General features: G+C 70.2%; 12 protein-coding genes. 5 read left to right on the top strand and 7 right to left on the bottom strand.

Annotated elements, in window-relative coordinates; translation table 11 throughout:
• Nucleotides 1-69: 69 nt before the first annotated feature.
• Nucleotides 70-381, top strand: a complete 312-nt coding sequence (locus ACFWXQ_RS25985; protein WP_383948826.1) for a hypothetical protein — start codon at nucleotides 70-72, stop codon at nucleotides 379-381.
• A 184-nt stretch (nucleotides 382-565) separates the two neighbouring features.
• Here ACFWXQ_RS25985 and ACFWXQ_RS25980 read toward each other — a convergent pair whose 3' ends face one another.
• From ACFWXQ_RS25980 to ACFWXQ_RS25970, 3 genes are all read right to left on the bottom strand, one after another.
• On the bottom strand, nucleotides 566-1,840 hold the full coding sequence (locus ACFWXQ_RS25980) for an MFS transporter (protein ID WP_383948823.1): 1,275 nt from the start codon (nucleotides 1,838-1,840) through the stop codon (nucleotides 566-568).
• A gap of 132 nt (nucleotides 1,841-1,972) precedes the next feature.
• Nucleotides 1,973-3,412 (bottom strand): amidohydrolase family protein, encoded by a 1,440-nt coding sequence (locus ACFWXQ_RS25975; RefSeq protein WP_383957429.1) that lies wholly within the window; start codon nucleotides 3,410-3,412, stop codon nucleotides 1,973-1,975.
• Between the two features lie 419 nt (nucleotides 3,413-3,831).
• The gene (locus tag ACFWXQ_RS25970) at nucleotides 3,832-4,332 is read right to left on the bottom strand and encodes a PaaI family thioesterase (protein WP_383953161.1); all 501 of its coding nucleotides are present in this window, start codon (nucleotides 4,330-4,332) and stop codon (nucleotides 3,832-3,834) included.
• 93 nt (nucleotides 4,333-4,425) lie between these two features.
• Here ACFWXQ_RS25970 and ACFWXQ_RS25965 point away from each other — a divergent pair, with 93 nt between their 5' ends.
• The gene (locus tag ACFWXQ_RS25965) at nucleotides 4,426-4,893 is read left to right on the top strand and encodes a winged helix-turn-helix transcriptional regulator (RefSeq protein WP_383953159.1); all 468 of its coding nucleotides are present in this window, start codon (nucleotides 4,426-4,428) and stop codon (nucleotides 4,891-4,893) included.
• Nucleotides 4,894-4,937: 44 nt separating this feature from the next.
• Here the strand turns inward: ACFWXQ_RS25965 and ACFWXQ_RS25960 are convergent, their stop codons facing one another.
• Both ACFWXQ_RS25960 and ACFWXQ_RS25955 read right to left on the bottom strand, forming a co-directional pair.
• Nucleotides 4,938-5,876 (bottom strand): RNA polymerase sigma-70 factor, encoded by a 939-nt coding sequence (locus ACFWXQ_RS25960; protein ID WP_383953157.1) that lies wholly within the window; start codon nucleotides 5,874-5,876, stop codon nucleotides 4,938-4,940.
• A 135-nt stretch (nucleotides 5,877-6,011) separates the two neighbouring features.
• On the bottom strand, nucleotides 6,012-6,500 hold the full coding sequence (locus ACFWXQ_RS25955; RefSeq protein WP_383953155.1) for a MarR family winged helix-turn-helix transcriptional regulator: 489 nt from the start codon (nucleotides 6,498-6,500) through the stop codon (nucleotides 6,012-6,014).
• A gap of 203 nt (nucleotides 6,501-6,703) precedes the next feature.
• On the opposite strand from ACFWXQ_RS25955, the gene ACFWXQ_RS25950 reads away from it, so the two are divergent.
• The 3 genes from ACFWXQ_RS25950 (at nucleotide 6,704) to ACFWXQ_RS25940 (ending at nucleotide 10,138) form a co-directional block, all read left to right on the top strand.
• Entirely contained in the window at nucleotides 6,704-7,585 is an 882-nt protein-coding gene (locus ACFWXQ_RS25950; RefSeq protein ID WP_383953153.1) for an NmrA/HSCARG family protein, read from the top strand.
• 70 nt (nucleotides 7,586-7,655) lie between these two features.
• Complete coding sequence (locus ACFWXQ_RS25945; protein ID WP_383953152.1) at nucleotides 7,656-9,170, top strand: FAD-dependent monooxygenase; 1,515 nt, start codon at nucleotides 7,656-7,658, stop codon at nucleotides 9,168-9,170.
• A gap of 83 nt (nucleotides 9,171-9,253) precedes the next feature.
• Nucleotides 9,254-10,138 carry an NmrA family NAD(P)-binding protein gene (locus ACFWXQ_RS25940; protein WP_383953150.1) on the top strand — a complete coding sequence of 295 codons (885 nt, stop codon included), beginning with the start codon at nucleotides 9,254-9,256 and terminating at the stop codon, nucleotides 10,136-10,138.
• 62 nt (nucleotides 10,139-10,200) lie between these two features.
• Here the strand turns inward: ACFWXQ_RS25940 and ACFWXQ_RS25935 are convergent, their stop codons facing one another.
• Together ACFWXQ_RS25935 and ACFWXQ_RS25930 are read right to left on the bottom strand one after the other, a co-directional pair.
• Nucleotides 10,201-10,788 (bottom strand): TetR/AcrR family transcriptional regulator, encoded by a 588-nt coding sequence (locus ACFWXQ_RS25935; RefSeq protein ID WP_383953148.1) that lies wholly within the window; start codon nucleotides 10,786-10,788, stop codon nucleotides 10,201-10,203.
• Nucleotides 10,789-10,820: 32 nt separating this feature from the next.
• Nucleotides 10,821-11,990: a pyridoxal phosphate-dependent aminotransferase gene (locus ACFWXQ_RS25930; protein WP_383953146.1), complete on the bottom strand. Its 1,170-nt coding sequence runs from the start codon at nucleotides 11,988-11,990 to the stop codon at nucleotides 10,821-10,823.
• Nucleotides 11,991-12,021: the final 31 nt, after the last annotated feature.

The raw sequence follows: 12,021 nt of genomic DNA, 5'->3' as shown, positions 1-12,021 counted from the left end.
TTGCCGGCGCCGCGTGACAGCCGGGCCGCGTCTGCCATGCTGGCCGCCGCACAGGGACGAGGGGGAGGCGTGACCGAGTCGATCGACGGATGGATCATGGCCCGTAACCTGCGGCCCTTGCTGGAATTGCTGTCCCACTACGCGGGCTATGCCTTCGACCAGACCGATTGGGACACCATCGCACTCGGCGTCCAGGACACCGACGACGAGATGCTCAACGGCTGGTACTCGTATCCGCTGACCGGCACGATCGCCACCCTGGAGGTCCGCCTCGCTCACGCCGTCGGCAGCGATGTGACGTCCGTCGGCGTCACCGGAGCGGAGACAGCGGAACTCCAGATCCGGGCCGACACGCTGCTGTCTGCATTCGCCACCGTCTGACAACCTTCTTGTGCAGCTGAGCGAGGCAACGGCCCAGCTGTGCAGCCTTCCGCTAGGAGCCGGCGGGGACGACCTCCCGCCCACCCGGGTCCGCGCGAGGCCGGGCCTGAGCTTGGCGACCACCAGTACCCGGTTCCCGCCGACCGAGGCCAACAGCATCGTCGCCCTGGTGCTCCGCCAGGTGTCACAGGTCGCGCCGACGGCCGGTCAGGGCAGGCAGAGAGAGCAACGTGCCCACGACCAGCAGTACGGCAACGACGCGGAGGATGCCGCCGAAGCCCTGCCCGGAGAGGGCACCGGCCAGTTGCGGGCCCAGGCTGGCGCCGAGGAACATGCTGCAGGCGTAGAGGGCGACGCCCGCGCCCCGGGCGTGGGACGCCATGGCGTGCACGATCTCGACGACGGCGGGAGCGGCCGTCGCCACCGCTGCCACGAACACGAGCAACACCAGCGCGAGGACGCGGACATCGCCACGCAGCACGGAGCCCGCCGCGACCGCTCCGGCCGCCACGGACATCGCCAGTACGACGCGCACCGGCGCCGCCAGGCGATGCAGGACGGAGGTCAGGAGCGGTACGGCGACTAGGGCGGGCAGGGCGCTGGCCCGCAGGGCGAGCAGGGCGGCGTTGTCGCCCGCGACGCCGGGAGGTCCGGCCACGACGACCGCGGTGTAGACGGCCACGAAGGATGCCATGACAGTGGCCGTGGCGAGGTACAGGGCGACGAGACGCGGCTTGCGCAGGAGACGAGGTACGGCGACGAAGGCCTGGAGCAGACTGGGGCCGGAGTCCCGTGCCGCCGTGGGGCGCAGGATGTGCCGGACCGGCCAGAGGCTGAGTGCCATGAGTGCGGCACTGAGGACGAAGACCATCCGCCAGCCGAGTCCGGCCGCGACGATCTGAGCGCCGATCTGCATGAGCACAGCGGACGCCAGCATCCCGCTGGTGACGCAGGTGAGGGCGATGCCTCGGCGGTGGGGCGCGAGGTGGCCGGCGATGTACGAGAAGGCCGAAGGCGCGAACGTGGCCGCGGTGAGCCCTTGCAGGATGCGCAGCGCGACGGCCCAGGTGAGGCTCGGAGCAGCGCTCACTGCCAGTGTGGTGACGCTTGCCCCCACCAGTCCGCCCGTGATCACCGTCCGGGGACCGTAGCGGTCGGACAGTGGTCCGGCGATCAGGAAGCCCGCCGCGTAGGCGAACCCGAACGCGGTGGCCGTCCAGGTCGTCTGCGTCGGGGTGGTGGCCAGGGAGCCGGCCATGGGGGTCAGCATGGCAAGGACGGTGTACATCTGCCCGACGACGAGGACGCCGAGGGCGGTCAGCAGCGCCACGGTGGAGGCGGTTCGGCTGCCGGCCGACGTGGGCGGGTCTGCCGCGAGCCGGTCCGCTGCTTCGGGTGACGCGGATCGGTCTGCCGTGGTGGGCGATGGGGATCGGCGGAGGACGGTGAGGCGGGACATGGGGGCTCCGGTTGTGCGCGCACGTCGGTGGCGCTGGTTTCTGGATGGTGATGGTGGTGCTGAGTGCCGCGTCGTGGCTGACGGCGGGGGTGTCCCCGGCTCGGCAGAGCCGGGGACACCCCCGAACTCCGGTCAGCCGGCCGGTGTGTTGAGCACGTACGTGCGGGAGGCGCTGACCTCGCTCCGCAGCGCCGCGAGGTCCACGTCGAGGACCTGGCCGTTCCACTTGCGGGGTTGGCCGCCCACCAGGACGCCGGTGATGTTGCGGGCGTCGGAGCCCAACACCAGTGTGCCGATGGGGTCGTTGAGGGGCATGTTGTTGAGATCCTCGGCCTGGACGACCAGCAGGTCGGCCTTCTTGCCGGGGGTGAGGGAGCCGGTGACGTCACCGAGGCCGTTGGTCCGGGCGCCCTGGAGGGTGGCGAAGTCCAGCACGTCGTGCGTGGTGATGCGGGAGAGATCGCCGCCCGTTCCGTAGGCGGCGTTGACCGCGCGCATCCGCTGGATCGCGAGCAGGGCCCGCATCTGGGTGAACATGTCGCTGGCGAGGGCGACTTCGACGTCGATGCTCAGGCCGGGGCGGATGCCTACGGCGAGCGCCTCGTCCACGGCGGGGATGGCCGTCTCCAGCCCGATCTGTGCGTCCGAGGTGGGCGCGAGGGCGACCGTGGTGCCCGACTCCCCCATCGCCTTCCATGCCTCGGAGGTCAGACCGGTGGCGTGGATCAGCGTGACGTCGGGGCCCAGGATGCCGTGCGCGGCCCAGGACAGCACGGCTTCCGAGGATGACTTACCGAAGACGGCGTCTACGCTGATTCCTATGCCCAAGTCGGCTGCGGCACGGGCGAGTTCGGGACCGTATGCGAGGACGGGTCCCGCGATTTCGTCGGTGGCCAGCGTCGCCATGCGGAGCGTGAGCAGCTGGTCGTCGCTGCTGAAGTACTGGTCCTTGAGGCGGGTCAGGTCGGCCGGCCACTGGCGGTCCCACTCCCCGAAGTGCGGCCCCATCGAGGCGTGCACCCCGCGGATACCGGTGTCCCGCAGTGCTTCGATCGCCGCGTCGGAGTGCTCGCGGGTACGGGAGTTGTGGGAGAAGTCGAGCATGGTGGTGATACCGCTGTCGATCGCGGTCAGCGCCGCCAGTCTGGTGCCGACGTACATGTCCTGCGGGCGGTAGACGGTGGCGTATCCGGCGAGCGTGGACATCACATAGCCGCCGAGGTCGTCGACGTCGGGCATGATCCGGCGCAGCTGGGCCTCCCAGGCGTGCCGGTGGGTGTCGACGAAACCGGGGGCCAGGATCGTGCCGGAGGCATCCACGACCACCGCGCCCACCACGCCCTCCGCGGCCCCTGCGGCCCCCACGGCCCCCGAGGCCCCCGAGGTCAGGTTCGGCCCGATCGCGGCGATGGCGTCGCCCTCGACGAGCAGGTCGCTGTCGTGCAGGATGCCCAGTTCCGGGTCCATCGTGACGATGGTGGCGCCGGTGAACAGGATGCGCCGACGCGGGTCGGCGGACTGGCGTCGCAGTTGTTCGAGAATGCCGGCGCTGGTGGTGTCGTCGGTGCTCATGGCGGGCCCCTTTCGGGTGGCTCTTCGCAGGCGCCGCGGGAGGCGCCGAGTCTGGGCCGAGTGGCTTCTGGTCCAAGACTCGATCCGCACCCGTACGGCAACCAGGCCGCCGTTTCCCTAGGTGCGACGCACCCAGGACAGCCCGCGGTGGCAGGGGCTCCGCCGCCGAGGCATGTGACGATCGGCCGAAGGGTGTGAGGATCGGCCGACGGGTGCGCCGAGGTCGCCGCCCTCGGCGCACCCCGCGAAACGCACGCGCCGCCTCGCCTCAGCCTTCTGAGGCGAGGCGGCCGATCACGCCATGCGGTCCGGCGAGCTCGCGCTCACCGCGGCACAGGCGTCGACCGTCGACGACATCGCACGCACAGCCACCGACGTCACCCCCAGTTACATTGACCGGCGCCCGCGGAGGCCGCGGCTCACCCTTGGGCGGGCGGCACCGGAAAGAGCAGGCAGCTACTGGTGGCATGGGCGAGCAGACGGTCCTTCGCGTCGACCAACCGCGCCTGGGCGAGGGCTGTTTGACGCCCCTGGTTGACGACCGTACCGATGGCTCGCACCCGGCCCGTGTCCACGGTGATCCGCCGCAGGAACTTCACCGTCAGGTCGAGCGAGGTGTACGCCATGCCCTGCGGGAGGGCGGACTGGACGGCGCAGCCCGCCGCCGAGTCGAGCAGGGTGGCGAAGATTCCGCCGTGCACGCTGCCGATCGGGTTGTAGTGCTCCTCCCCCGGCATCAGGGAGAAGACCGCCCTGCCGGGCTCCACCTCGTCCAGGGCGAAATCCATGCTCGCACCGATGGGCGGCGCCGGCAGTCGCCCCGCCTGCACCTCGCGCAGGAAGTCGATGCCGGCCATGCGTCCGGCGGCCTCCGCCAGGATCGCGGGGTCTTCCCATTCATACGTACGCGTTCGTCCCACGATCCAGCGCCTTCCCGTCTGACTTTTGCAAACGAAGCTAGCTTCCGGCTCACCTGACTGTCAATGACGAAGCCAGGCCCTTACGATGGCGGGATGGAGTGGCTTGAGGCGAGCACGGAGAACTGCCCCGTCCAGCGGACGCTCGACGTGGTCGGGGAGAAATGGACGTTGCTGATCCTGCGTGACGCCGTCAACGGCGTCCGCCGCTTCGACGACTTCCACCGTCACATCGGCCTGTCGGAGGCCGTCCTCAGCGACCGTCTCCGGAAGCTGGTCTCGACCGGGATCCTGAAGACCGTCCCGTACCAGGAGGCGGGCAGCCGCTCCCGCAACGAGTACCGCCTGACCCGCAAGGGCTGGGACCTGTGGCCCGTCCTGATGGCGCTGAGCCAGTGGGGCGAGGCCTACGCCCTCGGCGCCGAGGGCCCGGTACTGGACGTCCGCCACACCGACTGCGACGCTCCGGTCCGCGTCGTCGTGGAGTGCTCCGCGGAGCACTCCACGCTCACCCCCAGGGAAGTCACCGCCCGACCGGGACCCGGCGCCCGCCTCCGCTCCTGAACCCCGGGCCCGCTCGGGATGGTTCGTTCCCGAGGGGCCCGTACTCAGCGGCGCAGGGCGGTCGCCCGCTCCATGTGGGACAGCTTCTCGGGATTGCGTACGGCGTAGAGGCCGGTGATGAGGCCGTCGTCGATGCGCACCGCCACGACGGTGTCGAGCTCGCCGTCGAGCCGGACGATCAGCGCCGGGTGGCCATTGACCTGCACGGGCCGCATCGACACCGCGTCGGCGACCCTGCCGAGCCCGGCGATCAGCAGGCGGGCCACCTTGTCGGCCCCGACGATGGGACGCAGCACGGCCTGCTTGACTCCGCCACCGTCGCCGAGGAGGACGACGTCCGGCGCGAGGGTGTCGAGCAGGCTCTGCAGGTCGCCCGTGTTGACCGCTCGCTGGAATGCGTCGAGGGCGTTTCTGGTCTCGGCCGGAGAAACGACACCGCGTGGCCTGCGCGCCGCGACGTGGGCTCGTGCCCGGTGCGCGATCTGGCGGACAGCGGCCGGGTTCTTGTCGACGGCCTCGGCGATCTCGTCGTACCCGAGGTCGAACACCTCGCGCAGCACGAACACCGCCCGCTCGGTCGGCTGCAGAGTCTCCAGTACCAGCAGCATCGCCATCGAGACGCTGTCGGCCAGCTCGACGTCCTCGGCCACGTCGGGCGTGGTGAGCAGCGGCTCCGGCAGCCAGGAGCCGACGTAGGACTCCTTGCGGCGGCCGAGCGTACGCAGTCGGCTCAGCGCCTGGCGTGTGGTGATCCGGACCAGGTACGCCCGGTGGTCCCGCACGGTGCCTAGATCGACGCCCGCCCATCGCAGCCAGGTCTCCTGCAGGACGTCCTCCGCGTCGGCGGCCGAGCCGAGCATCTCGTAGGCGACGGTGAACAGCAGGTTCCGATGAGCGACGAACGCCTCGGTGGCGGGGTCCGTGCGTCCGCCGTCGGCGGGCTGCCCGGCCGTGTCCTCTGCGCACTCGCTGTACTCGCTCATCGCCGGCTGCTCCTGCCTGTTCGCTGTCGAAGGTGTCACGCGCACAAGACGCCGGCCACCGCCGCTCTGTGACATCCCTGAGCGGTGGCGCACGTCACACAACCGCCCCGCAGGACCACCTTGGGGGCTCGTTGATCACTTTCCGGCGTGGTCCGTCCCGGCGACTGTTCGCTGTCGGCCTTGGGGGGTGGCGTCGGGCATGGGCGATGCCACCAGCCGGGCGGTGATGCGGGCGACGGAGTCTGCGAGCTGGTGCTGCTCGTCGGCGGGCAGTACGCCGGCGATGTCGGGCATGCGCCGGCCGACGTCGGCGTAGAGCGCGTCGACGATCTCCTTGCCGAGTGCGGTGGTGCCGAGTGTGACCGCCCGCCGATCGCGCTGGACTGTTTCCCGTTGCACCAGTCCGCGCCGTTCGATGCGGTCGACAAGACCACTGAGCGCGTTCTTGGCCACGCCGAGCAGCTGCGCGAGTTCGCCCATGCCCTGCGGCTGATCCTTGATCACGCACAGGAGTGTCGCCTGGACCGGGGTGAGGTCGTGGTCGGCGCAGATCTGCGCGTACCGGCGCTGCACCAGCACGGACAGCCAGACCAGGTTGTTTCCGAAGCCGTCGTTCTCTGTCACCGGCGCACCCTTCCTTCACTGAACGCCAGCCTACCTTGCGGAAGTTCACGGCAGGAACTACTTTAGTTCACGGCAAGAACTATTTGTCCGCCGTCGTGGGCTCGCCCGGCGCACGCCATCGCTCCGGCGCGCCCGGACGCGTTCTCTGCGAACTCCGGAGCAGACCCCGGCGGACCAAGGCAGCCCCAGAGAGAGAAGCAACCATGAGCACACAGTCAGCCGGCACGATCGCCGTCTTCGGCGGCACAGGCCAGCAGGGCGGATCGGTCGTCGACGCGCTCCTGACCCGCGGCGCGCACGTACGCGCCCTCGTACGCGACCCCGAGTCCGACCGGGCACAGGCGCTCGCCGACCGCGGAGCCGAGCTCGCGCGCATTCAGATCGGCGACGCCACGTCGCTGTCGGCGGCGCTCAAGGGGGCGGACGCCTTCTTCTTCATGACCACCCCCGCAGGGCACTCCCTCGCGGACATCCAGGGCGAGACTCAACTGGGCACCGCGCTCGTCGACGCGGCGGTCACGGCGGCCGTGCCGCACGTCGTGTTCAGCTCGGTGGGCGGTGCGGAACGCGACTCGGGCATACCGCACTTCGAATCGAAGCGCCGTGTGGAGGAGTACCTCCAGCAGTCCGGCCTGCGGACGACGACAGTCCGCCCGGTCGCCTTCATGGAGAACTTCTCGTTCCTGGCACCGAGCGTCGAGCAGGGCCAGATCGTGCTGCGCATTCCGCTGCCCGACGGCATCCCGCTGCAGCTGGTCGCCGTCCACGACATCGGCCGGATAAGCGCCGCTCTCCTGCTGGGCACCGCCGAGGCGCCCGGCGGCACCATCGAGATCGCCGGCGACGAGCTCACCGGCAGTCAGATCGCCGCCGCCTTCGGCGAACACGCCGGACTCCCGGCGCGGTACGAAGCCCTGCCCCTGCACGTCCTCGACGACAACCCGGACACCCGGGCGATGTTCCGCTGGTTCGCGGAGACGCCTGCCTACCAGGCCGACATCGACGCGGTGAAGGCGATCGAACCGAGCGCGTGGGACCTGCCCACGTGGCTGCGCTCCACCGGCTGGACGCTCCCGGGCCGGTGACAACCGCCGGCGCGGCTGATTCAGAGGTGCCGATTCAGAGGTGTCGATCGTCCAGAAAGGAAACGCATCGATGGACGTTGATGTTGACGTTGACGTAGTGGTGGTCGGTGGCGGTCCGGCGGGCGCGCTGCTCGCCGGTGAGCTGGGGCTGGCAGGTGTGCGGACGTTGGTCGTGGAGCGGCTGACCGAACAGTCCGACCACAAGTGGCTGGGTGTGCAGACTCGTACGCTTGAGGAGTTCGAGCTCCGCGGGGTGCTTGAGGAACTCCTCGACGGTGCGCCGTTGCTTCACAACGGCAACTTCGCCAGCCTGCCCACTCCACTCACGTACGAGGGCCTCGACAGCCGCCATCCGCACGCGGCGTACCGCCCGCAGGAGGACGTCGAGGAGATACTGACCGCGCGTGCCCGAAAGCTCGGTGCCGACTTCCGGCGCGGGCACGAGCTGGTCCGGCTGGAACAGGACGAGGGTGGGGTCACCGCCGGCATCCGCGGGCCGGACGGCGAGTACGAGATCCGATCCCGCTACCTGGTCGGCTGCGACGGCGGGCGCAGCACCACCCGCAAGCTCGCCGGCATCGCCTTCCCCGGCCAGGGACCGACTCTCTACTGGCTGTTGGCCGAAGGCAGGTTCAGCGACGAACTGCCGGTCGGCGAGGGCATGGGGCCCCTGCGCCCGTACGGCGTCGTGCGGCCGGAGGAACGGACCTGGTTCTCGGCGGTCCCGCTCCCCGAACCGGGCATCTACCGGATCTTCACGTTCTTCTACGGGCGGACCGTCGCCGATCGTCATGCCCTCGTGTCCGAGGAGGAGATGCGGGCCGCGCTCGTCGAGATCGCCGGCAGTGACTTCGGGCTGCACGACATCAGGTGGCTGACCCGGCTGACGGACAGCAACCGGCAGGCCGAACGGTACCGGCAGGGACGTGTCTTCCTCGCCGGCGACGCCGCGCATGTGCAGTTCCCCGCGGGCGGCCCGGGTATGAACGCCGCGGTGCAGGACGCCATGAACCTGGGGTGGAAACTCGGTTCGGCCGTCCACGGCCGGGGTGGTGACGCACTGCTGGACACCTACCACAGCGAGCGTCATCCGGCGGGCGAGCTGATGCTGCGCCAGGCGCGGCTCCAGGCGCTGCTGCTCGACCCCGACCCCGGCCTCCAGGATGTGCGCGACCTGCTCGACGAACTGCTTCGGATCCCGGAGGTCAACCGCCACTTCGCCGAACGCGGAGCGGCGCTGGACACCAGGTACGACATCGTGGGCACGCATCCCCTGACCGGACGGCGGATGCCGGACGTGGCCGTGGTGACCCCGCGGTCGCAACGTCATCTGAGCTCCTGCTTCCGCGACGGTCACGGTGTACTGGCCCTCCTGACCGAATCGGCCGAGGCCCGCGATGCGGCCATGGCATGGAAGGACCGGGTCGACGTCGTCACCGCGGCGGTGCCCGCCTCTGACACCCCGCCCGCGGACGCCTTCCTGGTGCGACCGGACGGCTACGTCTGCTGGGCCGGCGACCCGGTCACCGACATCACGGGGCTGCGTACCGCGCTGGAGACCTGGTTCGGATCGCCCTTGCCGTAGAGCCGGCACCGGGATGCCACAGGGCCCGCCGGCTGCCGATCGCCGTCGCACCGGTTGTCCATGTACAGACGAGAAGAGGAATCATGAACACACAGTCATCAGGCACGATCGCTGTCTTCGACGCATTGGATGTACAGGGCGGAGCGGTCATCGACGCGCTCCTGTCCCGTGGAGCGCGCGTACGCGGCCTCGTCCGTGACCTTGGCTCCGACCGGGCACGGTCACTCGCCGACCGAGGAGTCGAGCTCGTCCGCGTCGAGGTCGGTGACGCCGCGTCGCTGTCGGCCTCGCTGGAAGGGGTGGACGCGTTCTTCTTCATGACCACCCTCGAAGGTGACACCCACGACGTCGACGGCGAGACGCGCCAGGGCATCGCCCTCATCGAGGCGGCTGTCGCGGCGGCCGTGCCGAACGTGGTCTTCAGCTCGGTCGGAGGTGCCGACCGCGACTCGGGCGTACCGATCTTCGAGTCCAAGCGCCACCTGGAAGAGCGCCTTGAGAAGTCCGGCCTGCGGGCGACGCTGGTCCGACCGGTTGTCTACATGGACCATCTGCCGTCCCTGGGGCCGAGCGTGGAGGACGGCGAGGTCGTGTTGCGCATGCCGCTGCCCGATCACCTCCCACTGCAGCTGATCGCGATCCGCGACATCGGGCAGATCAGCGCCACCTTCCTCCTTGGAGCCGCGGAAGCGCCCGGCGGCGCCATCGAGATCGCCGGCGACCAGCGCACCGGCAGTCAGATCGCCGCCGCCTTCGGCGAACACGCCGGGCTGCCGGCCCGCTACGAGGCTCTGCCGCTGCAGGCCTTCGACGACAACCCCCATCTGCGGGCGATGTTCCGCTGGCTGCAGGAGACGCCTGCCTTCCAGGCCGACATCGAAGCAGTGAAGGTGATCGAGCCGACCGTGTGGGACCTGCCTGCGTGGATCCGCTCCAGCGGATGGGCGGTCCCGATCCCCGGCCAGTGACACGCTGAACACCGGTCACATCGACACTTGACGGGCTGTGACGAGCTGTTGGGGAAGCGCCCTCAGCGGCCCCGGTCCGCCGCCGCCGCCGACCAGCCGATGAGGGCGCCGCGCAAGGCGGTCACCAGGCGGGTGGCGGCCTCGTCCTCGGTGTGGCCGCTCTTGATGAGGTCGAGGATGTCGCGGGGGTCGAACAGCAGGTTCCACAGGAACAGGGCCTCGTCGCCCAGGTCGCCGAGCCCGAGTTCCTCGGTGGTCTGCCGCAGCGGTTCGGCGAGCGCCTCGGCCTGCGGGGCGAGGTAACCGGTGCCTTCGCGCAGCCGCTCCAGGTATCCGCGGTGCGAGCGCATCTGTGCCATCGCCCCGCCGTGTTCGAGGACGAGCGACACCCAGTAGCGGGACACCGTCTCCAGCCGCTCCATGCCCCGGGTGGTCTGCCGTGCGCTGAAGTCGCGCAGTTCGGAGCCGACTTGGGCCCGGAAGGCATGCAGGATCTCCTCGACGGAGGAGAAGTGCCGGTACGCCGTGGCGGTCGACACCTCGGCCTGCTTGGCGATCTCGGCCAGGCTCACGGGTGTCGGCGAGTTCTCGAACAGCAGCGCGGCGGCCTTGATGAGGTACCTGCGGTTGCGCTCGGTGTCACTGCGCATGGGTCGACTCCCCGTTGCCTGTGGGACGGCGTTCACTGAAGGGCCGAGAGGCCGTATGCCAGGCGGCGAACACCCTCGGAGATGGATTCCGGGCTGGCAGCGTACGACAGCCGCAGGTGCCCCTCGCCCCGGGCGCCGAACTCGCTCCCCGGCCGGACCGCGACACCGTGCGTGCGCAGTGCCGCCACGACCTCCACGGCGGGCAGATCGAGGTCGTAGCGCGGGAACTGGTAGAACGCCCCCTCCGACGCGCTCAGCGTGAGGCCCGGGATCTCGGCGAGTCCCGCGCGCATGATCGCGCCGCGCTCCTCGTAGGCGGCCCGCATCCTGGCGATGTCCGCGTCGCAGGTCTGTACTGCGACGAGAGCCGCGTCCTGGATGAAGGTGTTCACCGAGCCGTTGAACGTGTTGTGGATGCGCGCGGCCGCCTGGATCAGCGGGGCGGGGCCCCAGAGGTAGCCGACGCGCCAGCCTGTCATCGCGTAGCTCTTGGAGAAGGTCTGGCAGTAGACCGTACGGTCGCGCAGGCCGTCGAGGGAGATCGCCGAGGTGAAGGGGCGTCCGGTGTAGTCGAGGTCGGAGTACGCCTCGTCGGAGATGACGATTGTGGACGTGCCGTCCAACAGGTCGGCGAGCGCGTCGAGTTCGGCGCGGCTGTGCACGATGCCGGTCGGGTTGACCGGGTTGCAGAAGACGAAGAGCTTCGCGCCGTCGAGTGCGTCGGCGAGCCGGTCGAGGTCCCAGTGCAGGTCCGGGGCGAGCGGCACGGGTACGACGATGCCGCCGGCCATGCTGACCAGGTCGGCGTAGAGGGAGTAGGTGGGGTCCGGGACGACCACCCTGTCGCCGGGGTCGACGATGGAGAGGATCGACGCGGCGAGGCCTGCGGTGCCGCCCTGGGTGATGAGGATGTCGGCGGCGGAGACCGGCGCTCCGGCGATGCCGTGCAGCTTCTCGGCGAGCGCCTCGCGCAGGGCCGGTTCGCCGAGCAGCGGTGAGTAGTGGGTGCGTCCGGCGCGCAGCGAGGCGTCGGCCGCCTCGGTCACCTGCCGGGGTGTGTCGAAGTCGGGCTCGCCCATGGCGAGGGAGACGAGGTCGCCCTTGGACTGCGGCTGCTGCGTCCGGCGGGAGGCGGCGGCTATCCGGGCGACGGCCTCGGCGGTGGCGAACCGGGGCGGGTACGTGGAGACGGTGGACGGCATGCGCTCCTCCTGGAAGCGAGGTGCTGGAAGC

This window comes from Streptomyces sp. NPDC058697, assembly GCF_042715345.1.
In the GTDB taxonomy this organism is placed as follows: Bacteria; Actinomycetota; Actinomycetes; order Streptomycetales; family Streptomycetaceae; genus Streptomyces; species Streptomyces liliifuscus.
Note: the sequence above shows the minus strand (reverse complement) of the source record. Positions and strands in the feature narration are given on the sequence as shown.

Bases quoted from the DNA above. Each gene is read 5' to 3' on its own strand.
- ACFWXQ_RS25980 (WP_383948823.1), bottom strand. From the start codon at position 1,840: ATGTCCCGCCTCACCGTCCTCCGCCGATCCCCATCGCCCACCACGGCA.
- ACFWXQ_RS25975 (WP_383957429.1), bottom strand. From the start codon at position 3,412: ATGAGCACCGACGACACCACCAGCGCCGGCATTCTCGAACAACTGCGA.
- ACFWXQ_RS25965 (WP_383953159.1), top strand. From the start codon at position 4,426: ATGGAGTGGCTTGAGGCGAGCACGGAGAACTGCCCCGTCCAGCGGACG.
- ACFWXQ_RS25960 (WP_383953157.1), bottom strand. From the start codon at position 5,876: ATGAGCGAGTACAGCGAGTGCGCAGAGGACACGGCCGGGCAGCCCGCC.
- ACFWXQ_RS25950 (WP_383953153.1), top strand. From the start codon at position 6,704: ATGAGCACACAGTCAGCCGGCACGATCGCCGTCTTCGGCGGCACAGGC.
- ACFWXQ_RS25945 (WP_383953152.1), top strand. From the start codon at position 7,656: ATGGACGTTGATGTTGACGTTGACGTAGTGGTGGTCGGTGGCGGTCCG.
- ACFWXQ_RS25940 (WP_383953150.1), top strand. From the start codon at position 9,254: ATGAACACACAGTCATCAGGCACGATCGCTGTCTTCGACGCATTGGAT.
- ACFWXQ_RS25935 (WP_383953148.1), bottom strand. From the start codon at position 10,788: ATGCGCAGTGACACCGAGCGCAACCGCAGGTACCTCATCAAGGCCGCC.
- ACFWXQ_RS25930 (WP_383953146.1), bottom strand. From the start codon at position 11,990: ATGCCGTCCACCGTCTCCACGTACCCGCCCCGGTTCGCCACCGCCGAG.